Origin of the sequence: Streptomyces sp. NBC_00306 (assembly GCF_036169555.1) — a bacterium.
GTDB classification, from domain to species: Bacteria; Actinomycetota; Actinomycetes; order Streptomycetales; family Streptomycetaceae; genus Streptomyces; species Streptomyces achmelvichensis.
In genome coordinates, this window is record NZ_CP108032.1 from 2835467 (window position 1) to 2860390 (window position 24924).

The 24924-nt window shown below is 70.8% G+C and carries 20 protein-coding genes and 2 pseudogenes; 10 read left to right on the forward strand and 12 right to left on the reverse strand.

Annotated features, from left to right (window positions below; all coding sequences use genetic code 11):
- Positions 1–35 precede the first annotated feature (35 nt).
- The 4 genes from OHA05_RS12480 to OHA05_RS12495 all read left to right on the forward strand — a co-directional run bounded on the left by OHA05_RS12480 (position 36) and on the right by OHA05_RS12495 (position 4291).
- The gene (locus OHA05_RS12480; RefSeq protein WP_328860609.1) at positions 36–947 is read left to right on the forward strand and encodes a sugar phosphate isomerase/epimerase family protein; all 912 of its coding nucleotides are present in this window, start codon (positions 36–38) and stop codon (positions 945–947) included.
- A 215-nt stretch (positions 948–1162) separates the two neighbouring features.
- Positions 1163–1363, forward strand: coding sequence for a helix-turn-helix transcriptional regulator (locus OHA05_RS12485; protein ID WP_328860610.1), 201 nt, complete (start codon positions 1163–1165; stop codon positions 1361–1363).
- Positions 1364–1619: 256 nt separating this feature from the next.
- A complete protein-coding gene (locus OHA05_RS12490; RefSeq protein WP_313946239.1) occupies positions 1620–1928 on the forward strand; it encodes a heavy-metal-associated domain-containing protein in 309 nt (102 codons plus the stop codon).
- A gap of 107 nt (positions 1929–2035) precedes the next feature.
- Complete coding sequence (locus OHA05_RS12495) at positions 2036–4291, forward strand: heavy metal translocating P-type ATPase (RefSeq protein WP_328860611.1); 2256 nt, start codon at positions 2036–2038, stop codon at positions 4289–4291.
- Positions 4292–4708: 417 nt separating this feature from the next.
- Here the strand turns inward: OHA05_RS12495 and OHA05_RS12500 are convergent, their stop codons facing one another.
- Both OHA05_RS12500 and recD2 read right to left on the reverse strand, forming a co-directional pair.
- Positions 4709–6019, reverse strand: coding sequence for a citrate synthase (locus tag OHA05_RS12500; protein WP_383245874.1), 1311 nt, complete (start codon positions 6017–6019; stop codon positions 4709–4711).
- 217 nt (positions 6020–6236) lie between these two features.
- Entirely contained in the window at positions 6237–8441 is a 2205-nt protein-coding gene (recD2, locus tag OHA05_RS12505; RefSeq protein ID WP_328860612.1) for an SF1B family DNA helicase RecD2, read from the reverse strand.
- Positions 8442–8662: 221 nt separating this feature from the next.
- Here recD2 and OHA05_RS38235 point away from each other — a divergent pair.
- Positions 8663–8842, forward strand: a pseudogene (locus OHA05_RS38235) (hypothetical protein); the annotation flags it as partial.
- 20 nt (positions 8843–8862) lie between these two features.
- Positions 8863–9297, forward strand: coding sequence for a hypothetical protein (locus OHA05_RS12510; RefSeq protein WP_328860613.1), 435 nt, complete (start codon positions 8863–8865; stop codon positions 9295–9297).
- Positions 9298–9590: 293 nt separating this feature from the next.
- Here the strand turns inward: OHA05_RS12510 and OHA05_RS12515 are convergent, their stop codons facing one another.
- From OHA05_RS12515 to OHA05_RS12540, 6 genes are all read right to left on the reverse strand, one after another.
- Positions 9591–10265 carry a hypothetical protein gene (locus OHA05_RS12515; protein WP_328860614.1) on the reverse strand — a complete coding sequence of 225 codons (675 nt, stop codon included), beginning with the start codon at positions 10263–10265 and terminating at the stop codon, positions 9591–9593.
- On the reverse strand, positions 10262–10816 hold the full coding sequence (locus tag OHA05_RS12520) for a SigE family RNA polymerase sigma factor (RefSeq protein ID WP_328860615.1): 555 nt from the start codon (positions 10814–10816) through the stop codon (positions 10262–10264). Before OHA05_RS12520 ends, OHA05_RS12515 begins: the two co-directional genes overlap by 4 nt.
- A 91-nt stretch (positions 10817–10907) precedes the next feature.
- Positions 10908–11513: a hypothetical protein gene (locus tag OHA05_RS12525; RefSeq protein ID WP_313946233.1), complete on the reverse strand. Its 606-nt coding sequence runs from the start codon at positions 11511–11513 to the stop codon at positions 10908–10910.
- Between the two features lie 116 nt (positions 11514–11629).
- A complete protein-coding gene (locus OHA05_RS12530; protein WP_328860616.1) occupies positions 11630–12460 on the reverse strand; it encodes a sugar phosphate isomerase/epimerase family protein in 831 nt (276 codons plus the stop codon).
- Positions 12457–13623: a dihydrodipicolinate synthase family protein gene (locus tag OHA05_RS12535; protein WP_328860617.1), complete on the reverse strand. Its 1167-nt coding sequence runs from the start codon at positions 13621–13623 to the stop codon at positions 12457–12459. The genes OHA05_RS12530 and OHA05_RS12535 overlap by 4 nt, the downstream gene beginning before the upstream one ends.
- Positions 13620–14771 carry a Gfo/Idh/MocA family protein gene (locus OHA05_RS12540; RefSeq protein ID WP_328860618.1) on the reverse strand — a complete coding sequence of 384 codons (1152 nt, stop codon included), beginning with the start codon at positions 14769–14771 and terminating at the stop codon, positions 13620–13622. The genes OHA05_RS12535 and OHA05_RS12540 overlap by 4 nt, the downstream gene beginning before the upstream one ends.
- A gap of 157 nt (positions 14772–14928) precedes the next feature.
- Here OHA05_RS12540 and OHA05_RS12545 point away from each other — a divergent pair, with 157 nt between their 5' ends.
- Positions 14929–15990, forward strand: coding sequence for a LacI family DNA-binding transcriptional regulator (locus OHA05_RS12545; RefSeq protein ID WP_313946229.1), 1062 nt, complete (start codon positions 14929–14931; stop codon positions 15988–15990).
- 710 nt (positions 15991–16700) lie between these two features.
- Here OHA05_RS12545 and OHA05_RS12550 read toward each other — a convergent pair.
- A complete protein-coding gene (locus OHA05_RS12550) occupies positions 16701–17594 on the reverse strand; it encodes a LysR family transcriptional regulator (RefSeq protein ID WP_328860619.1) in 894 nt (297 codons plus the stop codon).
- Between the two features lie 88 nt (positions 17595–17682).
- Here OHA05_RS12550 and OHA05_RS12555 point away from each other — a divergent pair, with 88 nt between their 5' ends.
- A complete protein-coding gene (locus OHA05_RS12555) occupies positions 17683–18639 on the forward strand; it encodes an EamA family transporter (RefSeq protein ID WP_313946227.1) in 957 nt (318 codons plus the stop codon).
- Here OHA05_RS12555 and OHA05_RS12560 read toward each other — a convergent pair.
- Positions 18530–19303: pseudogene (locus OHA05_RS12560) on the reverse strand (sugar phosphate isomerase/epimerase family protein); the annotation flags it as partial. The gene OHA05_RS12555 and the pseudogene OHA05_RS12560 overlap by 110 nt on opposite strands.
- Positions 19300–20235 carry a bifunctional helix-turn-helix transcriptional regulator/GNAT family N-acetyltransferase gene (locus OHA05_RS12565; RefSeq protein WP_328860620.1) on the reverse strand — a complete coding sequence of 312 codons (936 nt, stop codon included), beginning with the start codon at positions 20233–20235 and terminating at the stop codon, positions 19300–19302. The pseudogene OHA05_RS12560 and the gene OHA05_RS12565, both read right to left, overlap by 4 nt.
- A 470-nt stretch (positions 20236–20705) precedes the next feature.
- Between OHA05_RS12565 and OHA05_RS12570 the strand changes: the two genes are divergently transcribed.
- Both OHA05_RS12570 and OHA05_RS12575 read left to right on the forward strand, forming a co-directional pair.
- The gene (locus OHA05_RS12570) at positions 20706–22529 is read left to right on the forward strand and encodes a glycoside hydrolase family 3 protein (protein ID WP_328860621.1); all 1824 of its coding nucleotides are present in this window, start codon (positions 20706–20708) and stop codon (positions 22527–22529) included.
- A gap of 134 nt (positions 22530–22663) precedes the next feature.
- Entirely contained in the window at positions 22664–23293 is a 630-nt protein-coding gene (locus OHA05_RS12575) for a hypothetical protein (RefSeq protein ID WP_328860622.1), read from the forward strand.
- A 32-nt stretch (positions 23294–23325) separates the two neighbouring features.
- On the opposite strand, the gene OHA05_RS12580 is transcribed toward OHA05_RS12575, so the two are convergent.
- Positions 23326–24759: a S28 family serine protease gene (locus OHA05_RS12580; RefSeq protein ID WP_313946223.1), complete on the reverse strand. Its 1434-nt coding sequence runs from the start codon at positions 24757–24759 to the stop codon at positions 23326–23328.
- Positions 24760–24924 lie beyond the last annotated feature (165 nt).

Here is a 24924-nt window from a genome sequence, read left to right on the forward strand (position 1 = left end):
GACACCCTTCCGCGACGGCCGGAAAGCTCGGCCGCATGACCTCCTCCGTACCCTCCCTGAACCGCATCCGGGTCGGATCGGCCCCCGATTCCTGGGGGGTGTGGTTCCCCGACGATCCCCAGCAGGTCCCCTGGCAGCGCTTCCTCGACGAGGTGGCCGACGCCGGTTACGAATGGATCGAGCTCGGACCGTACGGCTATCTCCCCAGCGACCCCGTCCGTCTCGCCGAGGAGACCGCCCGCCGGGGGCTGAAGGTCTCGGCCGGCACGGTCTTCACGGGACTGCACCACGGCCCGTCGGTCTGGGAGAAGACCTGGGCGCACGTCTCCGACATCGCCGCGCTCACCCGGGCCATGGGCGCCGAACACCTGGTCGTCATCCCCTCGTTCTGGCGGGACGACAAGACCGGCGAGGTGCTGGAGGACCGCACGCTCACGCCGGAGCAGTGGCGCGATCTGACCGCTCAGACCGAACGTCTGGGCCATGAGGTGCGCGAGCGCTACGGGCTGAAGATCGTCGTCCATCCGCACGCGGACACCCATGTCGACAGCGAGGAGAACGTCGCCCGCTTCCTCGACGCGACCGACCCCTCACTCGTCTCGCTCTGTCTGGACACGGGGCACTACGCCTACTGCGGCGGTGACAGCGTCAAGCTGATCGAGACCTACGGCGAGCGGATCGGCTATCTCCATCTGAAGCAGGTGGATCCGGACATCCTCGCCGAAGTCGTCGCGGACGAGGTCCCGTTCGGCCCCGCGGTCGGCCGGGGCGTGATGTGCGAGCCGCCGTCCGGCATCCCCGCGCTGGAGCCCGTCCTGACCGCGGCACAGGCCCTGGACGTGGAGCTCTTCGCCATCGTCGAGCAGGACATGTACCCGTGCCCGCCGGACAAGCCCTTCCCGATCGCCCGACGGACGCGCCGATTCCTGCGCTCTTGCGGCGCCTGAGACCCAGGGCGTCGCTTCTGTCACCGTTGTTGCACGGCGATCACACATGTCTCCATTACGCGGGTTTTCCGTCACAGGCGCTCAACAGCCCCACTCTTCCCTCCAGTCGCCGTCGTTCATCGGGCACAGGCTCAGTGATCACCAGCGCCCGCGCGGCAGCTCCCCCGACGGCCCCCCGGCCGCCGCTGTCGCGCACACAGGGAGGTGCCCCACAGATGACGGACAGAGGACTCTGGTCCTACAAGGAGATCGCCGCACACATCAAGGTGCAGCCGGACACGGTCCGCTCCTATCGCAAGCACGGTCTTCTCCCGCCGCCCGACCATGTGGAGACCGGCAAGCCCTACTGGTACGCGGACACGATCCGCGTCTGGGTGGCCAACCGCCCCGGAAACAGGAGCCGCAGAACCGAGTGACCGCGCGCCGGCCGGGCGCCCCCCTTCCCGCCGTACCGAGCCCCACTCCCGTCCCGCACCCCTCCCGGGTGCGGGACTTCGTCGTATGCGTCGGTGGAGGCGGATACGGACCGCAGGAGGGCGCGAGAGGCACATGTCACCGCATCCCTCAGTACCCCCTAGGGGTATAGTATGGTGAAGATGCCACCGCCTCCGCAGCCCCGGAGGCCTCTGGTACACCTTGAGTACGCCTCTCAAGCACCCCGAGGAGAACCACATGACCGCGGAGACCGAGACTTCCCCGACCGCCCCCGCATCCGGCTGCTGCGGCGGCGGCGCCTGCGGCAGCGGTGCGGCCGACGTGCAGATCGGCGGCGTCACGACGGTCTACCAGGTCACCGGCATGACCTGCGGCCACTGCGAAGGTGCCGTCTCCGGTGAGATCTCCGGACTCCCGGGCGTCACCTCCGTCAAGGCCGTCGCCGCGACCGGTCAGGTGACCGTCGTCTCCGAGGCACCCCTGGACGAGGCCGCCGTGCGCGACGCCGTCGACGAGGCCGGGTACGAGCTCGTCGGCCTCGCCTGACACGCAGGCCGCTCGATCAGTCTTCCGCCGGGCCGGCCCCACCAGTCGCACACTGGTCGGGGTACGGCCCGGCGCCGTTGTCTGGAGTCCCCACCGTGGAAACGTCCGTGCACACGACCCAGGTCGAACTCACCATCGGCGGGATGACCTGTGCCTCCTGCGCCGCTCGCGTGGAGAAGAAGCTCAACCGCATGGAGGGGGTCGAGGCCACGGTCAACTACGCGACGGAGAAGGCCCGGATCTCCTGTCCGCCGGACCTGAAGGTGAGCGACCTGATCGCCACCGTCGTGAAGACCGGGTACACGGCCGAGGAGCCGCCGCCCCCGGCGCCGGAACCCGAGATCTCGGCCGGCGCCGGCAGCACCGGCACCGGCAGTCCCGACGGCGGCGTGGGCGACCCGGAGTCGGCCGCGCTCCGGCAGCGTCTCGTCGTCTCCGCCGTGCTGTCCGTGCCGGTGGTCCTGATGGCGATGGTCCCGGCCCTTCAGTTCGACAACTGGCAGTGGCTCTCCCTGACGCTCGCCGCGCCGGTCGCCGTCTGGGGCGCGCTGCCCTTCCACCGGGCCACCTGGACCAATCTGCGGCACGGCGCCGCCAGCATGGACACCCTGGTCTCCCTCGGCACGCTGGCCGCCTTCGGCTGGTCGCTGTGGGCCCTGTTCCTCGGTCACGCCGGGATGCCGGGCATGCGGCACGGCTTCGACCTGACGGCCTCGCGCACCGACGGCGCGTCCACGATCTATCTCGAAGTCACCGCCGGTGTGGTGACCTTCCTCCTGCTCGGCCGCTATCTGGAGGCCCGCTCCAAGCGGAAGGCCGGCGCGGCACTGCGTGCCCTGATGGAACTGGGCGCCAAGGACGTGGCCTTGTTGCGGGACGGCACGGAGACGCGGATACCGATCGGCCGGCTGGCGGCCGGTGACCGATTCGTCGTCCGCCCGGGCGAGAAGATCGCCACCGACGGCACGGTCGTGGAGGGCACGTCCGCCGTCGACGCCTCCCTGCTGACCGGCGAGTCGGTACCGGCGGACGTGGCGGCCGGCGACCCGGTCACCGGCGGCTGTGTGAACGTCGGGGGCCGCCTTGTCGTCGAGGCCACCCGGGTCGGCGCGGACACCCGGCTGGCCCGCATGGCCAAACTCGTGGAGGACGCCCAGAGCGGCAAGGCGGACGTGCAGCGTCTGGCCGACCGGATCTCGGCCGTCTTCGTTCCCGTCGTCATCGTCCTCGCGCTGCTCACCCTCGGGTTCTGGCTGGGCAGCGGAGCGGGCCCGACCGCCGCGTTCACCGCGGCCGTCGCCGTGCTGATCATCGCCTGCCCCTGTGCGCTCGGGCTGGCCACGCCGACCGCGCTCATGGTCGGCACCGGGCGGGGCGCCCAGCTCGGCATCCTCATCAAGGGTCCCGAGGTCCTGGAGGCCACCCGCACCGTCGACACCGTCGTCCTCGACAAGACCGGCACGGTGACCACCGGCCGGATGAGCCTCCAGGGCGTCCACACCGTGGAGCCGGGTGACGAGGGGGCCGGGAGCGAGCTGCTGCGTCTCGCGGGCGCTCTGGAGCACGCCTCCGAGCATCCCGTCGCCCGGGCGATCGCGGCGGGCGCCGCGGAGCGGGTGGGCACGCTGCCCGTCCCGTCGTCGTTCGAGAACCTTCCCGGCCTCGGCGTACGCGGCACGGTCGACGGCCACGACGTCCTGGTGGGCCGTGCACGCCTGCTGGAGGACGCGGGTGTGGAAGTGCCGCCCGCGCTGCGCTCCGTCGCGGCGGACGGCCGTACGGCGGTCTTCGCGGCCCGGGACGGCAAGGTGCTCGGCGCCCTCACGGTCGCCGACACGGTCCGGGACACGAGCGCCGAGGCCGTCGCCCGTCTGCGGGACCTCGGCCTCACGCCGGTGCTGCTGACGGGCGACAGCCGGGCGGTCGCCGAGGCGGTCGCGGCCGAGGTCGGCATCGACGAGGTGCATGCCGAGGTGATGCCGGAGGAGAAGGTGGAGGTGGTCCGGCGCCTCCAGGCACAGGGCCGCCGGGTGGCCATGGTCGGCGACGGGGTGAACGACGCGGCCGCCCTCGCCACGGCGGACCTCGGTCTGGCCATGGGCACGGGGACGGACGCCGCCATCGAGGCCGGTGACCTCACACTCGTACGGGGCGACCTGAGGGCCGCGGCCGACGCCATCCGTCTCGCCCGTCGGACTCTTGCCACAATCATCGGCAATCTTTTCTGGGCCTTCGGCTACAACCTCGCCGCACTGCCTCTCGCGGCGTTTGGCCTGCTCAACCCCATGATCGCCGGTCTGGCCATGGCCTTTTCGTCCGTATTTGTGGTGACCAACAGCCTGCGTCTACGCTCTTTCCGATGACTACATGTGGGTCACAGGACCTTCACAAAGAGACCTAGATCACAGATATTTAGGGGTAACCATTAAGGCTCCTCGCGAGTCTGAATGGGCGATGCCGAGAACGTCTTGGGGGACGTTCATGGGATGTCTTGGGGGACGTCTCAGGCAAGCGTTGGCCGGGGCACGTGCCCGGGGAGCTTTGAGCGGCCCTCCCGTGCGTGCGTACCCCGGCAGACCGCGAGGAACTTCTGCCCACCCGGCAGAGACGCCCGGCCGGATCCCGTGGGGGGAATCCGCTCCGGGGATATGGGAAGCGCCCCGCCCGCCGACCCGTGGGGGGATCGGCAGCGGGGCGCTTTCCGTTACGTACGCAGCCTCGGCGGGGCCGGCCGGATCACCTTCTCAGGAGTGACCGGTCCCCTGGTCGGGACGGTCGCTTCAGCGAGCCTCGACCGGGACGAAGTCACGCAGGACCTCGCCGGTGTAGATCTGGCGCGGGCGGCCGATGCGGGAACCCGGCTCCTTGATCATCTCGTGCCACTGGGCGATCCAGCCGGGCAGCCGGCCGATCGCGAAGAGCACGGTGAACATCTCGGTCGGGAAGCCCATGGCCCGGTAGATGAGACCCGTGTAGAAGTCCACGTTCGGGTAGAGGTTGCGCGAGACGAAGTAGTCGTCGGAGAGCGCGTGCTCCTCGAGCTTCAGCGCGATGTCCAGCAGCTCGTCGGACTTGCCGAGGGCCGAGAGGACGTCGTGCGCCGCCGCCTTGATGATCTTCGCCCGGGGGTCGAAGCTCTTGTAGACGCGGTGGCCGAAGCCCATCAGGCGGACGCCGTCCTCCTTGTTCTTCACCTTGCGGATGAAGGAGTCGACGTCGCCGCCGTTGGCCTTGATGCCCTCGAGCATCTCCAGCACCGACTGGTTGGCGCCGCCGTGCAGCGGGCCCCACAGGGCGCTGATGCCGGCGGAGATCGAGGCGAACATGTTCGCCTGCGAGGAGCCGACCAGACGCACGGTGGACGTCGAACAGTTCTGCTCGTGGTCCGCGTGCAGGATCAGCAGCTTGTCGAGCGCCGAGACCACGACCGGGTCCAGGTCGTACTCCTGGGCCGGGACCGAGAAGGTCATCCGCAGGAAGTTCTCCACGTACCCGAGGTCGTTGCGCGGGTAGACGAAGGGGTGCCCGATCGACTTCTTGTAGGCGTATGCCGCGATCGTCGGAAGCTTGGCGAGCAGCCGGATCGTCGAGAGGTGACGCTGCTTCTCGTCGAACGGGTTGTGGCTGTCCTGGTAGAACGTCGACAGCGCACTGACCACGGAGGACAGCATCGCCATCGGGTGGGCGTCACGCGGGAAGCCGTCGAAGAACCGCTTGACGTCCTCGTGCAGCAGCGTGTGCTGGGTGATCTCGCCCTTGAAGGCGGACAGCTCGTCGACCGTCGGCAGCTCACCGTTGATCAGCAGGTACGCCACCTCGAGGAAGGTGGAGCGCTCGGCCAGCTGCTCGATGGGGTAACCGCGGTACCGCAGAATCCCCTGCTCACCGTCGAGATAGGTGATCGCGGATTTATAGGCGGCGGTGTTGCCGTAGCCACTGTCCAGGGTCACCAGACCGGTCTGGGCTCGGAGCTTCCCGATGTCGAAGCCCTTGTCACCGACGGTGCTGTCGACCACCGGGTAGGTGTATTCACCGTCCGCGTACCGCAGTACTACTGCGCTATTAGCGTTGTCGCTCACGTCATCCCTCACCGACGTAGTGCCTCTTCTTCGAGGTGCCCTGACTGTCTCTACCATCCCCCATTTGGCTCAGGAGAGTGCACTCGGGGTCGACCAATGGGCCTATCGGCGGCACTCAGTGCCGCCAACCTGCTCATCTTGCCCCCTTCGCCCTGGTTCCGGAAGCCGGGGTGGCATTTCCCACCCCGCGGGGCCGGAGGCTCCCCCGGCCGGCCGATGCCCGGACGGCTCAGCCGCCGGTCAGCCGGTGGTCGAGCGCGGTGAAGCGTCTGCCTGCGGAAACGGTGCGCACCGCCTGTCCTATCGCCTTGCGGGAGCCGACGAGCACGACGAGCTTCTTGGCCCGGGTGACCGCCGTGTAGAGGAGGTTCCGCTGAAGCATCATCCATGCTCCGGTGGTGACCGGGATCACCACCGCCGGGTATTCGCTGCCCTGGGAGCGGTGGATGGTCACGGCGTACGCGTGGGCCAGCTCGTCCAGCTCGTCGAAGTCGTACCCAACCTCCTCGTCCTCGTCCGTCAGCACCGTCAGCCGCTGATCATCCGGCTGGAGCGAGGTGACCACGCCGACCGTGCCGTTGAAGACGCCGTTCTTTCCCTTCTCGTAATTGTTCCGAATCTGGGTGACCTTGTCGCCGACCCGGAAGACCCGTCCGCCGAAACGCTTCTCGGGGAGATCCGGCCGGGCGGGCGTAATGGCCTGTTGCAGCAGACCGTTGAGGGTGCCCGCACCCGCCGGGCCGCGGTGCATGGGCGCCAGAACCTGCACATCCCGCCGCGGGTCGAGCCCGAACTTGGCCGGAATCCGACGGGCCGCCACGTCCACGGTGACCCTTCCCGCGTCCTCCGTCTCGTCCTCGACGAAGAGGAAGAAGTCGGAGAGTCCCGAAGTGATCGGCGGAAGACCGGAGTTGATGCGGTGGGCGTTGGTCACCACACCGGACTGCTGGGCCTGGCGGAAGATCCGGGTGAGGCGGACATGGGGCACCGGGCCGCCGTCCGCGAGCAGATCCCGCAGCACCTCGCCCGCGCCCACGCTCGGCAACTGGTCGACGTCCCCGACGAGCAGCAGGTGCGCCCCCGGTGCGACGGCCTTGACCAGCTTGTTGGCCAGCAGCAGATCGAGCATGGACGCCTCGTCCACGACGACCAGATCGGCGGCGAGCGGGCGGTCCCGGTCGTATGCCGCGTCGCCGCCCGGTCTGAGTTCCAGCAGCCGGTGGACGGTGGACGCCTCCGCCCCGGTCAGCTCCGAGAGCCGCTTGGCCGCGCGGCCGGTGGGGGCGGCCAGCACCACCTTCGCCTTCTTGGCGCGGGCCAGCTCCACCACCGACCGCACGGTGAAGGACTTTCCGCAGCCGGGGCCACCGGTGAGCACAGCGACCTTGCTGGTGAGCGCGAGTCGCACCGCGGCCTCCTGCTCGGGGGCCAGCGCGGCGCCGGTGCGGTCGGCGAGCCAGGCGAGCGCTTTGTCCCACACGACGTCCCGGAAGCCCGGCATCCGGTCCTCGTCGGTGCGCAGCAGCCGGTTCACCTGGGCGGCCAGGGAGATCTCGGCACGGTGGAAGGGCACCAGATAGACGGCGGTCACCGCCTCGCCCCCGTCCGCCCCGGGCACGCTTTCCCGCACGACTCCCTCCTCGTCGGCCGCGAGCTCGGCGAGGCACTCGATGACCAGGCCGGTGTCCACCTGGAGGAGCTTCACGGCGTCCGCGATCAACTGCTCCTCGGGCAGGAAGCAGTGACCCTGGTCGGTCGACTGGGACAGGGCGTACTGGAGGCCGGCCTTGACCCGCTCCGGACTGTCGTGGGGTATGCCGACGGCCTGGGCGATCTTGTCGGCGGTGAGGAAGCCGATGCCCCACACGTCGGCCGCGAGGCGGTAGGGCTGGTTCTTCACGACCGAGATCGAGGCGTCCCCGTACTTCTTGTAGATGCGCACGGCGATGGAGGTGGAGACGCCGACACCCTGGAGGAAGATCATGACCTCCTTGATGGCCTTCTGTTCCTCCCAAGCGGCGCCGATCAACGTGGTCCGCTTCGGGCCGAGTCCGGGGACCTCGATGAGTTTCTTCGGCTCCCTCTCGATGATGTCGAGGGTCTCGACGCCGAAGTGGTCGACGATGCGCTCGGCGATCCTCGGGCCGATGCCCTTGATCAGACCGGAGCCGAGATAACGGCGTATGCCCTGGACGGTGGCCGGGAGGACGGTGGTGTAGTTCTCCACGGTGAACTGCTTGCCGTACTGCGGATGGGAGCCCCAGCGGCCCTCCATGCGCAGGGACTCGCCCGGCTGCGCGCCGAGCAGCGAGCCGACGACCGTGAGGAGATCGGCGCCGCGTCCGGTGTCGACGCGGGCGACCGTGTACCCGTTCTCCTCGTTGGCGTAGGTGATCCGCTCGAGGACCCCTTCGACCACTGCTGGATTGGACATGATCCGACGCTACCGCCGGGGTCGGACAACGCGGGGGGCCTGTGGACACATGCGAGGTTCGCGGCCGTCGTCCATCGTTGCTCGCGAAAACGGGTGCGTGACAGCGTGCGGTATGTGACGAACAACGGGGATGACATACCGCGACAGCAACGCGCCTCGCGACACGCTCGGACGCCCGGTCGACGCGGCCGGTTTCACCAGGCTCGGTTCATTACGACCCCGAGACCTGTCGATATCTGAGCGTCGACCCGCTCGGTCTGGGCCCGGCACCGAACGCCGGCACCTATGTTCACAATCCGCTGACGTGGGTGGACCCACTGGGGCTGAACCTCGAGGATGACAAGGGCGGAACCGTCATCACCCCCAAAGAGGGGAAGACGTACTTCGATGAGTTGCAGTAGTACGGAGAAGGCGCCAGGAAATGCAGAGCACCCACGACGCGACCATGACCGCCGAGCAGTTCTCGACCGTCTTCCAGGTGACGAAGGAGTTTCACAGCATCCCCCACGACGTGGTGGTCGCCGCCGGGATTCCGGCGCAACCGCCCGCTGATATCCTCGAGTTGGCTCGTCGCATCCGGCAGTCTCTCCCCGCCGGCCCGGTCGAGGTCTGCTTTGTCTCGCCGAGCACCGCGGAGAGCCGGACACTGCGTATCTCGGGTCCGCCCGCGGCACAAACGGACGGCACCGCTTCATCAAGTGATTTTCCCCAGGCCACGGGACGGCTGTGGAGGCAGTTGATCGACGTGGCGGTCGCCACCTTGGGTGAGAAGGAACTGCGGTTCAGGACCGGCTTCACACAGGACGAGGTCGCCTCTGCCGCAGCGCCGCTCGACCACCTGTTCACCACTCGTTAGCCGATGGGCATCTGCCGGCCGCGGACCTTCCTGCGGCCGGCACTCGGAAGGCCTCGCGAGCCTCGCGCCGTCTCCTCAACATCGAGGGGGCCCGGCCGTAAGGCCGGGCCCCTCCATTTCCCCTCCCTCAAGGACTCCCCGGATCCCCCCAGATCCCCCCCCGGGAGCCTTGATGACAGGTATGACCGACGTGACTGGTAAAGGGTTGTACGACTGCGGCCGGTAATTTTTCCGGAACTCCCGGATCCAGTCGGCGGCCGCATCCGCGGGCCGCTCCCGCACTCCCGCCCGGCTCAGGTGGCGTTGAACCGGTCCTGGACCAGGACGCTGCCGTCGGCCGCGTAGACCGTCACCGTGTAGCCCTTCTGCATCACCTCGGGGCCCGGAAAGGCGTAGTACGTACCCCAGTCGGGCTCTCCGCGCAGGCTCAGGACGCCCGCCTCGTACTCCTTGTCGGCCACCCGGATCACGATGCGGGCCGGCGGGCTGTCCGTGCGGAAGGCGCCGTGGACGAGGCCCTCGCCGCTCGACAGGCCACCGCTCACGCTGTCGGGCCGGATGTTGTCGCCCGGCAACTGCCGGGCGGCCGCTACCGCCTGCTGGATGTCGCCGTCCTGAACGACATAGTTCTGTTCGCCCTCGGGCAGCAGCACCATCTTCTGGCCGTGGCCGATACCGGCCACTTCGTACGGCTGGAGAGTCCGCACGCCCGGCCGGCCGGTGGATGCCGACGGGGCGGGGGCGGTGGCCGGCGGTGCGGGGGAGGGCGACACGTGGGTGCCGTCCACCCCCGCGTACGCCAGCACGGCGAGTGCCGCCGTGACCGTCGCCGCACCCGCCACGGCCGCCCGTCGCCGTGTGCGGGCCGCGCGGCCCCGGCGCAGTACCGCGTCGACCGGGGCGGGCCCCACGGCGTGGGCGTCCGCCTCGCGTCGCAGGGCGTCGCCGAGGCGCAGATCGTCGTTCACGGACGCGGCTCCCTCGGTGTCCCACGGGCCGCCCTGCCGTTCGCGGACGCCCCAGCGGGCTCACGAGCCACCCCCGGCTCGCCGCGGAGGCGGCGCAGGGCACGCGCGCCGTGGCTGCGGACCGTGCCGATGCGGGTGCCGAGCAGCCGGGCCACCTCCGACTCGGTGCGGTCCTCCAGATACCGCAGCACGATCACGGCACGCTGCCGGGGCGGCAGCCGGTCGAGCGCCTGGACGAGCGCGCTCCGGTCGGCGATGCCCTCGGTGCGGTCCGGGGCCACGGTCTCCGGGAAGCGGGTGGTGAGCCACTCACGTGCCCGCGTACGCCGGAGCCGGTCCACATTGGCATTGATCATGATGCGCCAGACGTAGGCGTCGGGGTCGTCGGTGCGCTGGATGCGCTCCCACTTCACATACGCCTTGGCCAGGGCTGCCTGCACCAGGTCCTCCGCGTCGTGGTGATGTCCGGTCAGGAGCCGGGCCGTCCGGAGCATCCGTGGCCAGCGGCTGACCACGAATGCCCGGAAGTCCGCCTCCGCGCTCGTCTTCAATCAGGGTCCTCTGTCGGGGCCGCTGTTCGCCGTCGGGGGGCCGCGCCGGCGTGCCCGACCCCTGTACGGGCCCGGCGGCGCGGCACCGGTCCTACCGGGGAGCGAAGGTCAGGGTCGCCAGCACCGCGCCGCCGCCGTCGTACGCGGTGACCGTGACGGGCTCCCGCCACGGTCCGGCTCCGGGCCGGTCGAGGTAGTACGTGCCCCAGCCGGGCCTGCCCGGCAGCCGCAGCATCGCCGCCTCGGTCTCCGGGCCCTTGCCGATGCGCACGGTCGTGCGCGCGGGCACCGTGTCCGTACGGTAGGCGCCGGTGAAGAGGATGTCGTCGCCCTCGGTGCCGATGCCGCCGCTGAGGCTGTTGGGGCGGATGCTGCTGCCGGGGTACTTCTTGGCCTCCTCGACATCGGCCGCGAAGTCGTCGTAGCTGACCACGTAGTTCTGCCGGCCCTCGGGCAGCAGCCCCATCTTCGCGCCGCGGCCGATGTCGACGGGCTGGTACGGACGTACGACGCGCGGCCCGGTCGCGGACGGGGACTTCGCCCGGGGCTGCGCCGCAGCGGCGGCCGGTGCCGGCCCGTTCTGTGCGGTCACCGGGGCGGCGGGCGGGGCCGCCCGGTCGACCGCGATGGCCGTCCCGCCGCCGGCCGCCAGAACCAGCGCCACCGCTCCCACGATGGCAAGCCGCCTTCTGCTCATGCTTCCTCCAGGTGATCGAACACGATCCGGATACGCCTACATCTGTCAGACGGCGTCCGGCCCTGGCGTCTATGTCATGGCAGCCGAAGTTTCTCGGCGGCTTTCCCGGGAGGCGGTCAGAGCACGTGCTCGGTGAAGCGGCGAGCTGTCTCCGCCAGCACCTCCTCACCGTCCCGCGCCCACAGCTCCTCGTTGAACAGCTCGACCTCGATCGGGCCGCTGTAGCCCGCCGCGTCCACCCGGCTGCGCCATGCGCGCATGTCGATCGACCCGTCGCCGATCTGGCCCCGGCCGTTGAGCACGCCGGCGGGCAACGGTGTGGTCCAGTCGGCGAGTTGAAAGGCATGGATGCGGCCTTCCGCGCCCGCCCGCACGACCGCGTCCGGGGCCGTGTCGTCCCACCAGATGTGGTACGTGTCCACCACCACGCCCACCTGCGACGACGGGAACCGCCCGGCGAGCGCGAGGGCCTGGGTCAGGGTGGAGACGACACAGCGGTCCGCCGCGTACATCGGGTGCAGCGGTTCGATCGCCAGCCGTACGCCCCGCTCCCCCGCGTACGGTGCGAGGACCGACAGCGCATCCGCGATCCGCTCGCGGGCGCCGGCCAAGTCGCTGCTGCCCGGCGGCAGTCCGCCGGAGACGAGGACCAGGGTGTCCGTGCCCAGGGCCGCGGCCTCGTCGATCGCCACGCGGTTGTCGTCGAGCGCACGTGCCCGCTCGGCGGGGTCGATCGCGGTGAAGAAGCCGCCGCGGCACAGGCTGGTGACCGCGAGACCGGCGTCGCGGACGAGCGCGGCCGTCGCCGCGACGCCGTACGACCGGACGGGCTCGCGCCACAGGCCGACCCCGGAAACGCCCAGCCGCAGGCAGGACTTGGTCAGTTCGGGCAGGGACAGCTGCTTCACGGTCATCTGGTTGATGCTGAAGCGGCGCGGACCGGTCATGCGCTGACTCCGTACACATCGAGCAGGGACCGCATGCGCCCCTCGGCCAGGACCGGGTCGGGGAACAGGCCGAGCCCGTCGGCCAGTTCGTACGCCCGCGCGAGATGGGGCAGCGAGCGCGCCGACTGGAGGCCGCCGACCATCGTGAAGTGCGACTGGTGCCCGGCGAGCCACGCCAGGAACACCACACCGGTCTTGTAGAAGCGCGTGGGTGCCTGGAAGAGATGGCGGGAGAGGTCGACCGTCGGGTCGAGGAGCTTGCGGAAGCCCTCCGTGTCCCCGGTGTCCAGCACCCGTACCGCCTCCGCCGCCAGCGGTCCCAGCGGGTCGAAGATGCCGAGCAGCGCGTGGCTGAAGCCGCGTTCGTCTCCGGCGATCAGCTCCGGGTAGTGGAAGTCGTCGCCCGTGTAGCAGCGCACACCCGGCGGAAGGCGACGGCGCAGCTCCACCTCCCGGCGTGCGTCCAGCAGCGACACCTTGATGCCGTCCACCTTGTCGGGGTGGGCTGCGACGACCTCCAGGAAGGTGTCCGTGGCGGTTTCGAGGTCGGCGCTTCCCCAGTAGCCCTCCAGCGCCGGGTCGAACATCGGCCCGAGCCAGTGCAGGATCACCGGTTCGGAGGCCTGGCGCAGCAGGTGTCCGTAGAGGTTGAGGTAGTCGTCCGCCGAGGCCGCCGCCGCGGACAGCGCGCGGGACGCCATCAGGATCGCGCCCGCGCCGGTGGACTCGACGAGGGCGAGCTGTTCCTCGTACGCCGCCCGTACCGCCGCGATGTCCGCAGGGCCGGTCAGCTGGTCGGTCCCCGCGCCGCAGGCGATCCGGCCGCCCACCGCCCGCGCCTCGGCGGCCGAGCGCCGGATCAGCTCCGCCGCGCCCGCCCAGTCCAGGCCCATCCCCCGCTGGGCGGTGTCCATGGCCTCGGCGACGCCCAGGCCGTGCGACCACAGATGGCGGCGGAAGGCGAGGGTTGCGTCCCAGTCGACGGCGGCGGGTGAATCCGGGCCGGTGTCGGCGTACGGGTCGGCCACGACGTGCGCCGCGGAGAAGACCGTACGGGAAGCGGGCGGGGCTCCACCCGCTCCTCCCGGGAGGGTGAAGTCCGCGGGTTCGGCCCGCGGAGTGTGCGCGCGCAACCGGCCGTCGGCGCCCGGGAGTCGGATCACAGGGTCAGCTCCGGGATCTCGAAGCGACGGCCCTCGGCCGACGACCTGAGAGCGAGCTCGGCGAGCTGCACACCGCGCGCGCCGGCGAGCAGATCCCAGTGGTAGGGCTCGCCGAGCGCCGCATGGCGCAGGAAGAGCTCCCACTGCGCCTTGAACCCGTTCTCGAACTCCGTGTTGTCCGGGATCTCCTGCCACTGGTCGCGAAAGGGTTCGGTGGCCGGCAGGTCGGGGTTCCACACCGGCTTCGGGGTGGCGGAGCGGTGCTGGACGCGGCAGCGGCGCAGCCCCGCGACCGCCGAGCCGTGGGTGCCGTCGACCTGGAACTCCACGAGTTCGTCGCGCATGACCCGCACCGCCCAGGAGGAGTTGATCTGGGCGACGGCCCCGCCCTCCAGCTGGAAGATCGCGTACGCCGCGTCGTCCGCGGTCGCCTCGTACGGCTTGCCGCGCTCGTCCCAGCGCTGCGGGATGTGCGTGGCGACCTGCGCGCTCACGCTGGTGACCCGGCCGAAGAGGCCGTGCAGTACGTACTCCCAGTGCGGGAACATGTCGACGGCGATGCCGCCGCCGTCCTCGGAGCGGTAGTTCCACGAGGGGCGCTGGGCCTCCTGCCAGTCGCCCTCGAAGACCCAGTAGCCGAACTCGCCGCGTACGGACAGGATCTCGCCGAAGAAGCCGCCCTCCACGAGGCGCTTCAGCTTCAGCAGCCCCGGCAGGAAGATCTTGTCCTGGACGACGCCGTGCCGGATGCCGGCGGCATCCGCGAGACGGGCCAGCTCCAGGGCGGCGGCGAGGTCGGTCGCGGTCGGCTTCTCGGTGTAGATGTGCTTGCCCGCCGCGATGGCCTGCTTGATGGCGGGGACGCGGGCGGAGGTGACCTGCGCGTCGAAGTAGATGTCCACGCTGTCGTCGGCCAGCACGGCGTCCAGGTCGGTCGTCCAGTGCTCCAGTCCGTGCCGTTCGGCGATGTCGCGCAGCGCGTGCTCACGGCGCCCGACGAGAACGGGCTCCGGCCACAGCGTCTCGCCGTCCCCGAGATCGAGACCGCCCTGTTCGCGGATGGCGAGCAGGGAGCGCACCAGATGCTGGCGGTATCCCATCCGTCCGGTCACGCCGTTCATGGCGATCCGCACTGTCCTGCGTGTCACGAAGATGCCTCCATGTCCCTCGATCCCCGGACGGTTCCCTCTTTATGGCCTTGTTGCCTCGATACCGCTGTAGCAAGCGCTTTCTACGCGGTATGACGCTAGCCTGCCGACAGTGACCCGGACAAGGGCTCTGTTCCATCTCCCGCGGAGGAAAGCGATGACAGTCACCCTGTCGGACGTCGCGGCGCGCGCTCGGGTGTCCCCGGCCACCGTGTCGCGCGTGCTCAACGGCAACTACCCCGTCGCGGCGTCGACGCGGGAGCGGGTCCTGCGCGCCGTCGACGAACTCGACTACGTCCTGAACGGGCCCGCCAGCTCACTCGCCGCCGCCACCTCCGACCTCGTCGGCATCCTCGTCAACGACATCGCCGACCCCTTCTTCGGGATCATGGCCGGCGCCGCACAGACGGAGATCGGCGGACAGGAGGGCACCGGGCGCGCAGGCGGCGAGAAACTCGCCGTCGTCTGCAACACCAATGGCTCACCGGACCGCGAGCTCACCTACCTCACCCTGCTCCAGCGGCAGCGGGCGGCGGCCGTCGTCCTCACCGGCGGCGCGCTGGAGGACCCCGCGCACATCGCGGCCATGTCCTCGAAGCTGGCGAAACTCGCGGACGCGGGGACCCGGGTCGTGCTCTGCGGACGGCCGCCCCTGCCGGGCAGCGAGTCGATCGTGGCCGCGCTCGCCTTCGACAACCGGGGCGGCGGACGGCGGCTGACGGAGCATCTGCTGTCGCTCGGCCACCGGCGTATCGGATACGTCGCCGGGCCGACGGAACGCACCACCACCCGTCACCGGCTGGAGGGCCACCGGGCCGCGCTGGCCGCGGCGGGCATAACCGAGGACCAGGACCGGCTCACCGTGCACGGCCCGTACGCGCGGCAGTCCGGCTACGACGCGACCCTCGAACTCCTGCGGCGCGACCCGGCCCTGACGGCGATCGTCGCCGCGAACGACACGGTGGCACTGGGCGCGTGCGCGGCCCTGCGCGACCAGGGCCTGCGCATCCCCGAGGACATCTCGGTCGCCGGCTTCGACGACCTGCCGTTCTCGGTGGACGCGGTGCCGGCGCTGACGACGGTTCGACTGCCGCTGTACGAGGCGGGGGCGCGGGCGGGGCGGCTGGCGATGGGGCGGGAGGCGGCGCCGCCGGGGGGTATCGCGACGATCGGAGCGGAGCTGATGGCGAGGGAGTCGACGGGGCGGCCGAAGGTCTGACCCTTGCGGCGTAGCCGCGTGTTCGGTTCGTTGTGGCTGGGCCACTTGTTCGGCTCGGGCCGTTGCGGCTCGGGCCGTTGCGGCTGGGCCGCTTGTTCGGTGCGGGTGCTTGTGGCTCGGGCCCATGTGGCTCAGCCGCTTGTTCGGTGCGGGTGCTTGTGGCTCGGCCTCAAGGTGGTTGTGGCGACGGCCGGTTGTGCGGTTGCTGTCCCGGTGCCGTTCCGGGGTCATGTCCGGGACTGCGGTCCTCACCGCGCTTCGCGCGAGTTGCGGGCGCTTTGACGTCCCGGACACGACCCCTGCGCGTCCCCGTCCCTGAACTCCACCAGGGCGGTACGCCCCTCGCCCCATCCCACCCTCGCAGCGCACCCCTGTCCACGGACGGACGGAGGGTCGCGGGGACGGCGGGAGCGGGGCGGGGGCGCAGGAGGGGGGTGTCCGGACGTCAAAGCTTCAGCAACTCGCGCGAAGCGCGGTGAGAAAGCAGTCCGGACACCCCCCTCCGGAGAACCCGAACCCCGCACCCACCACCAACCCGGCGCAGCCGCACCACAAGAACCCGCACCGGACAAGAACCCACACCACAACAGGGCCGCACCACAAGAACCCGCACCGGACAAGAACCCGCACCAAGCACCCGCACACAAGCACCCGCACCGGACAAGAACCCGCACACAAGGACCCGCACCACAAGAACCCGCACCCGTGGCTCAGCCGCACGCACCCCGCAGCGCCGCCACCGTCGCCGCGATCGAGGGGCGTCTCGCCGCTCCCTCCCGCCACAGCGCGTACAGCCTCCGCCTCGGCACCGGCGTCAGTGGCACCTCCCGTACCCCCTCCGGCAGCGCTCCCCGCCCCAGCCGCGGCATCACCGCGATCCCCAGTCCCGCCGCCACCAGCGCCAGTTGGGTGTGGTTCTCCTCCGCCTGGTGGACGAGGTCCGGCTCGTTCCCCGTCGCCCGGAGCGTCCGTATCAGCCAGTCGTGGCAGACCGTGCCCGGCGGCTGGCAGATCCAGCGTTGACCGGCCAGGTCCTCACGGCGTACCGAGGTCAGGGACGCCAGCGGATGCCCCTCCGGCACCAGCAGATCGCACAGGTCGTCGCCGAGGTGTGCTTGTTCGACGCCGTCCGGCGCGGGCAGTGGGGCGATGTCCCAGTCGTGGGCGACCGCGAGGTCGGTCATCCCGCGGGCCACGAGGTCGACGGACAGATGCGGGTCGACCTCGGTGAGGCGCGCGTCGAGGGTGGGATGCAGCCGGGCCAGTTCGGCGAGGACACCCGGCATCAGTCCGCGCGCGGCGGACGGGAACGCGGCGATCGTGAGCCGGCCGGTGGGCTGCCCGCGCCGTTCCTCCAGCGTCGTCTCCGCGCGTTCCACGATCGCGAGCAGTTCCTCGGCCGTCCCCGCGAGGTGCTTCGCCTCGTCGGTGAGCGCAACCCCCCGTCCCCGCCGCTCCAGCAGCGTCGTCCGCGTCTCCCGCTCCAGCTTGGTGATCTGCTGCGACACCGCGGACGGGGTGTACCCGAGCGCGGTCGCCGCGGCGGCCACCGAACCGTGCACGGCGACCGCGTGCAGTGCCCGCAGGCGTCCCAGATCGAGCACGACCGCCCCCATTCGTAAGCAACGCTCAATTCCACCATGAAGAAACCCGCGCTGGTGCTACATGGTCCGGGCCCGTGATCCTCGACCCATGCGTCCCGTACACATGGCACTCGCCGTGACCGTCGCCGCGGTCTGGGGAGTCAACTTCGTCGTCATCGAACTCGGCCTCGGGCACTTCCCGCCGCTGTTGTTCTCCGCGCTGCGCTTCTTGGTGGCCGCGCTGCCCGCCGTCTTCTTCGTGGGCCGCCCCAAGGTCGCCTGGAAGTGGCTGATCGGCGTCGGACTGGCCCTCGGGGTCGCGAAGTTCGGGCTGCTGTTCATCGGCATGGACCGGGGAATGCCGGCGGGGCTGTCGTCGCTCGTGCTCCAGATCCAGGCGGTGTTCACGGCCGTCCTCGCCGCGGTCGTGCTCGCCGAGCGGCCGGGCAGGGCGCGGATCCTGGGCATGGCCGTGGCGCTGGGCGGCATCGCCCTGGCCGCCGTCGACGAAGGGACGTCGGGGCCGCTGCTCGGCTTTGTGCTCGTCGTCGCGGCTGCTGCCTGCTGGGGTGTGTCCAATGTGCTGACCCGCAAGGCGTCCCCGCCGGACGCCCTGAACTTCATGGTCTGGGTGTCCGTGGTCCCCGTACTGCCGCTCCTCGCGCTCTCGCTGCTCTTTGAGGGGCCCTCGGCGGATCTGGACGCCCTGCGGTCCCTCGACTGGAGCGGCGCCGGGACCATCGTCTACGTGGCCTGGGGCGCGACCGTGTTCGGCTTCGGGGCCTGGGGGTTCCTGCTGCGCCGCTACCCCGCCTCCGCCGTCGCGCCCTTCTCGCTGCTCGTGCCCGTCTTCGGCATGACGTCCGCCGCGCTGCTGCTGGACGAGTCGGTGAGCCCGCTGCGCTGGGGCGCCGCGGTGCTCCTCGTCGGTGGTGTCGCGCTCACCTCGCTGTCGCGAGCAGCTGCTCCAGATGCATCCGTCCCGGCGCCAGCAGTGCCGGCAGGTCCGCTGCCTCCGGATGCCAGCGCTTCTCGTACTCCCAGCTCAGCCACGTCTCGTCGGTGAGCTGGGCCAGGCACTCGGCGAGCGGCAGCACACCGGTGCCGAGCGGCAGCGGGGCGAGGTCGTCGGCCGAGGCCACGTCCTTGACCTGGACGTAGCCGAGGAACGGGGAGAGCGCGGCATGGGCGACCGCCGGCTCCTCGCCCTCCAGCCAGGGGTGCACCACGTCCCAGATCGCGCCCGCGTACCGATGGCCGACCGGTCCGAGGATGCGGGAGACGCCGGCGCCGGTCCGGTGGGAGTCGTGGGTCTCGACCAGGATCCGTACGCCGAGCCCGGCCGCGGTCTCGGCGGCCGCGCCGAGCCGGCGGGCGGCGACGGCCTCCGCCTTCGCCGGGTCCTGGCCCTCCCCGCCGGGGAAGACGCGCACATGCGGCGCGCCGACGTCCTTGGCGAGCCGCAGCAGCTCCTCGACCTCCTGGATCACGGCCGCGTCCTCACCGGGGGCCGCGAGGCCGGTGTACCCGCAGACCGCGAGGATCTCGACACCGGCCCGGGAGAACTCGTCGGCGACGGCGGCCCGTTCGGCGGCCCCGAGCCCCGGGTGCACCGGCTCCTCGCGGTCGGCCCGCAGCTCCACCCCCTGGTACCCGGTGTCGGCGGCCAGCTGGACCACGTCCCGGATGGGCATGCCCGGCACTCCGAGCGTCGAGAAGGCGAACTTCACTTGACCGTTCCTTCCTGCAGGGGCAGCCGCCAGTCCTGGCCGACCAGATCCACTCCGTACGAGCGGTGCGGTTTCTCGGCGACGAGGGTGAACCCGGCCCGCTGGTAGATCCGGCGGGCTCCGGTCAGTACGTCGTTGGTCCACAGCACCAGTTCCCGGTACCCCACTTCGCGGGCGAAATCCACCACCGAGCGCACGAGTCGGTCGCCCAGACCGTGCCCGCGCGCCTCGGGTTCCACCAGGAGCAGCCGCAGCCGCGCGGTGGCGGGGGCGTCGTCCCGTACGCACATCACCGAGCCCACCGGTCGTCCGTCCAGCTCGGCGATCCACACCCGTTCCAGGTGGGGATCGTGGTCCTGGGCGAAGTCGGCGACGATACGGGCGACGAGGCCCTCGAAGTCGGCGTTCCACCCGTACTCCGCCGCGTACAGGGCGCCGTGCCGCTGGACGATCCAGCCGAGGTCGCCGGGGCGCGGGTCGCGCAGTACCGGGCCCTCGCGGTGGGCGGGCCGGCCGGGCGTGAGGATCTCGCGCACGGTCCGCATCGACGCGACCAGCCGGGTACGGTCCTCCGCGGTGACCCCGCCGATGAGGGTCCCCACGGCCTCGCGCGAGCGCTCGTCCAGCAGGGCGGCGGCTTCGCGGCCCTGGGGGGTGAGGGTGATGCTCTGCCGCCGCGGGTCCCTCTCGGACGGCGCGCGCGCCACGAGCCCGTCCCGCTCGAACTTGGCGAGGAGCCGGCTCAGGTACCCGGCGTCGAGGGACAGCTCGGCGCGCAGGTCGGCGGCGTCGGTCCGGGGGCTGTGGGCGAGCTCGTAGAGGACGCGGGACTCGGTGAGGGTGTACGGCGTGTAGAGGTGCTTGCTGTAGTCGAGCGCGCCGATGAGGTTGGTGTAGAAGCGGTTGAACGCGCGGATCTCCTGGATCGGCATGAGGGGGCTCCCAGCATTTTCCTTGACTGAGTCAACGCTAGGCCCGGATGGCCGTCGGGGCAAGAGCGGCGCGGTCCCGGCACCTCGGGGCGGCGGACCGAGGCGCCGGAGTCACAGGCAACTCATCTCTCCCTCCCGCACCAGTTCCGGCCGGCGAGGCAACCCGCCCTCCCTCATTTCCGTCTAACCCGCCACTCCGCTGGATGCGACCCGCAGTGCGGCGTCGACCCTCGCTGCTCCACCCGCGAGCGTCGGTCCCTCCCTCTCCCGCCGTCTGCGGCCAGCGGCCCCGCCGCCACCGGTGCGCCCCCTCCCGAAGCGCCGGTGGCGGCCTCCGTACCGGTGACCTTTCGCACGGCGCGCGCCCTTTTCCTTGCCGCACCCTTGACCTGGCAGTAATTTTCGGGCTATCCGTGTGCTTTGGAAGTTTCCTTCAACTCCCTTGTCGAGCAAGGCCGGAAGGAGCACCCATGCACGACCGGAGCCTCTCCAGACGCACCCTTCTCAGCGCGACCGCTGCCACCGCCGTGGCGGCGAGTGCCGCCGCGGTCCCCGCCTACGCCGCCGAAGCCGTGTCCCATGACCACCGAGACCGGCTGAAACGCCTGATCTCCCGGATGAGCCTCGAGGAGAAGGTCGGCCAGCTCTTCGTCATGCGGGTGTACGGGCACTCCGCGACCGCGCCCGACCAGGCCGACATCGACCTGAACCTCAAGGAGATGGGCGTCCGCACGGCCGCCGAGCTGATCGCCAAGTACCACGTCGGCGGCATCATCTACTTCGCCTGGGCGCACAACACCCGCGATCCCCGCCAGATCGCGGGGCTGTCCAACGGCATCCAGCGCGCGGGCCTCGGCCAGCCCACTCCCCTGCCGCTGCTGATCTCCACGGACCAGGAGCACGGCATCGTCGCGCGGGTGGGCAGGCCCGCCACGCTGCTGCCCGGAGCGATGGCCCTCGGGGCCGCCGGCTCGCGGTCGGACGCCCGCAGCGCGGCGGAGATCGCCGGGGCCGAACTGGCCGCCATGGGCATCCTCCAGAACTACGCGCCCGTCGCGGACGTCAACGTCAACCCGGCCAACCCCGTCATCGGGGTGCGCTCCTTCGGCTCCGACCCCGACGCCGTCGCCCGGATGGTCGCCGCCCAGGTCCGCGGCTACCGCGGCGCCGGCGTGGCCGCGACGTCGAAGCATTTCCCCGGCCACGGTGACACGACCGTCGACAGCCACACCGGTATCCCGGTCATCACCCACACCCGCCAGGAGTGGGAGGAGATCGACGCCCCGCCGTTCCGCGCGGCGATCGGCGCCGGGGTCGACTCGATCATGACGGCGCACATCCAGTTCCCCGCCCTGGATCCGAGCAACGACCCCGCCACCCTCTCCCGCCCCATCCTCACCGGCATCCTGCGCGAGGAACTCGGCTACGACGGGGTGGTGGTGACCGACGCGCTCAACATGCAGGGCGTGCGCGACAAGTACGGGGACCACCGGGTGCCGGTGCTCGCGCTGAAGGCGGGCGTGGACCAGTTGCTCAACCCGCCGGACCTGGCCGTCGCCTGGAACGCGGTACTGAACGCCGTCAAGGGCGGCGAGCTGACCGTCGATCGCCTCGACGAATCGATCCTGCGGATCCTGCGTCTCAAGGAGCGTCTGGGGCTGTTCCGCCGGCCGTTCGTCTCGGAGGGGAGCGTGGAGCGCAAGGTCGGCACGCGCGCCCATCTGGCCGCCGCGGACCGGATCGCTGACGGCACGACGACCCTGCTCGTCAACGAGCGCGGGCTGCTGCCGCTCAGCCGCCGCCGTGAGCCGCGGCTGCTCGTCGTCGGCGCGGATCCCGCCTCCCCGACCGGGACGACCGGGCCACCGACCGCGGTGCTGGCGAAGGCCTTCACCGAACTGGGCTTCACCGCCACGGCCCTGTCCACCGGTACGGCGCCGGCCGCGGCGAAGATCGACGAGGCGGTGGCGGCGGCGAGCGGCAAGGACGCGATCGTCGTCGCCACCTACAACGTCACCGCCACCAGCACCCAGCGCACGCTGGTGACCCGGCTGGTGGCGACCGGTGTGCCGGTGGTGGCGCTGGCCATCCGCAACCCGTACGACATCGCCCACCTCGGTGGTGTGCCGGCGGCGCTCGCCACGTACTGCTGGACCGATGTCGAACTGCGGGCGGCGGCGCGGGTCGTCGCGGGCCGCGCCGACCCCGAGGCCCGGCTGCCCGTACCCGTACCGCGGGCGGGCGACCCGGGCCAGGTGCTATATCCCGTGGGACACGGTTTGTCGTACGACTGACGTATCTCATCCGGCCACTGCCACCGGCGCACCACCGGCAATCGTCCTGCGGCCTTCCGTGCGGCTGGCGTGGCCCGCTTCGGCGGGCCACCCTGGACGCACCGGCCGTACGGCCGGATGCCCGGGGGGTCCGTATGGCAGGAATTCGGCGGTCCGCGGGCGCGGTGAGCGCCCTCGTACTCGTGCTGGTCGTCCTGACGGCCGGCTGTCTGCAGACGGCGGGCGGGCCGGCCGCGGCCGGGACACCGTCCGGTTCGGCCGCCGCGTCCCCTTCGCCGGGCTACGGAGCGGTCTTCCTGGGGCGGGGCGACTGTGCCTCGCGCGCCCGGGACTTCGCCGAGGTGCCGTGCGCCGGTGAGCGGGCGGCGGCCCGGGTCCTCGCGCGGTACGGCGGCCGGTCCTCGACCGGGCCGGCCTGTCCCGGACCCACCGACTTCGTCCTGCACATCTCCGAGGGGCACTCGTCGGCCGACGAGGACGGCGACGGCGATGTGGGGCAGGGCTACGCCTGTATGCGCAATCTCCTGCCGCCGCACCCGGGAGACCCGGGCGGGGGCGGCGGTCCGCACACCCTGGTGGGCGACTGCGTGTACACCGCGGCCGAGGGACGGGTGAAGGAGACGGCCTGCGACGGATCGGGCGACCACCGGCCCGAGTTCACGGTCGCATCCGCCCGGGCCGAGAAGGCGCAGTGCCCGAAGTCGACGGCCCTGTACGTGCATCTGGGCGGGGACAAGGCGGTGGGCTGTGCCCGCCGTGTGTGAGTGACACGGCGGGCACAGCCCACGCGGCGGCATCACGGCCGCAGGGACGGCTCCCGCTCGATGTCACGCTTGTCGAGCTTCGCGTCGTACGCCGTCAGGCGCTTCGCCTTGGCCTCGTCCTGCTGGACGGTGGCCGGGGCCACGCCCGCCCACTTCAGGATGGAGGCGGTGGCGGCGGCCTTCTGGTCGGCGACCAGAGCGCCCACGGCGGCACCGTGGTTGGCGCCCGGAGCGACGTAGACATAGCTGTCACGGGCACCCTTGCCCACCCGGAACTTCTCGGCGCCCCACGGGTCGTTCTCACCGTAGACGAACATCATCCGCTGGGCGTTGTTGCGCACCCAGTGGTCGACGTCGTCCATGACGAACGGCTTGAAGCGCATCGGGATGTCGCGCGGCACGAAGTTCCGCGGCGGCTGGTAGCCGTACCGGCTCAGGCCCTTGAGGTGCGGCTGCTTGATGTCGGGCGAGCCCAGCTCGGTGCCGGCCTGGTAGTAGTACGGCGTGTACGGCGCGAGGCCCTGGTCCGTGTAGAAGGAGAACCCGGAGATCGCGTCGATGCTGTCCCAGATCTGCTGGTCCGTCGCGGTCTTGGCGACCGGGATCGCTTCGCAGTCCGCCAGCAGGCTGTACTGCCAGAACGCCCAGGTGTAGTCGAGGACGACGGCCTCGAAGGCCTTGTCCTGCGAGCCGACCGTCGTGAAGGTGTAACCGTTGTCGGCGGCGTACTGGGTGTAGATCGCCGCCAGCTGCTTGCGGCGGATCAGCGCCTCACGCTGCACGTTGTTGAGCTTGGTGCGGCATTCGGCGGTGCCGACGCCCGCGAGGAAGCGGTCGTAGGCCGAGTCCTCGTTGTTCTTCACGTCGTTGGGGGCCACGTAGGCGACGACGCCGTCCATGTCGCGCGGGTAGAAGCGCTCGTAGTACGTCGCCGTCATACCGCCCTTGGAGCCGCCGGTGGTGAGCCACTTCTTGGCGTACACCTTCTTCAGCGCGGTGAAGAGACGGTGCTGGTCGCTGGCGGCCTGCCAGATGTCCAGCTTCGACCAGTCGGCCGGTTCGGGACGGGACGGCGTGAAGAAGCGGTACTCCACGGAGACCTGGTTGCCGTCGATGATGGCCGTCGGCTCACTGCGGCGAGGTGTGGTGTTCACGTTGTAGCCGGAGGTGAACATGACCGTGGGCCGGTTGGTGTCCTTGTGCAGCAGGGTGATCCGCTGCTTGAAGGTCCCCTTGCCCGGGTGCCGGTGGTCGACCGGCTGTGTGTAGTTGAGGACGAAGAACCGGTACCCGGTGTACGGCTTCTCCTCGATGAGACTCATGCCCGGAATCGCGAGGATCCGGTCCTTGATGTCCGTGCCGGGCGCAGGCTCCGCGGCGGTAGCCGCACCCGCCGTCGCACCGGCTGCGCTCATCGTGCCTATGAGCACCACGAGCGACAGCAGCCATCTGAGCGCCTTGCTCATTCACCCTCCCCTTGGTTCACCTGTGACGCGGTGAACCTAGCGGGGGCAATGCCCGGCTGGCCACCCCCAGTTGACCGCCGGGTAACCGACGGCAGGTCAGGGGGTGGACGGGGACACGGGGCGACGGCAGGTCAGGGGGTGGAGGGGGACACAGGGCGACGGCGG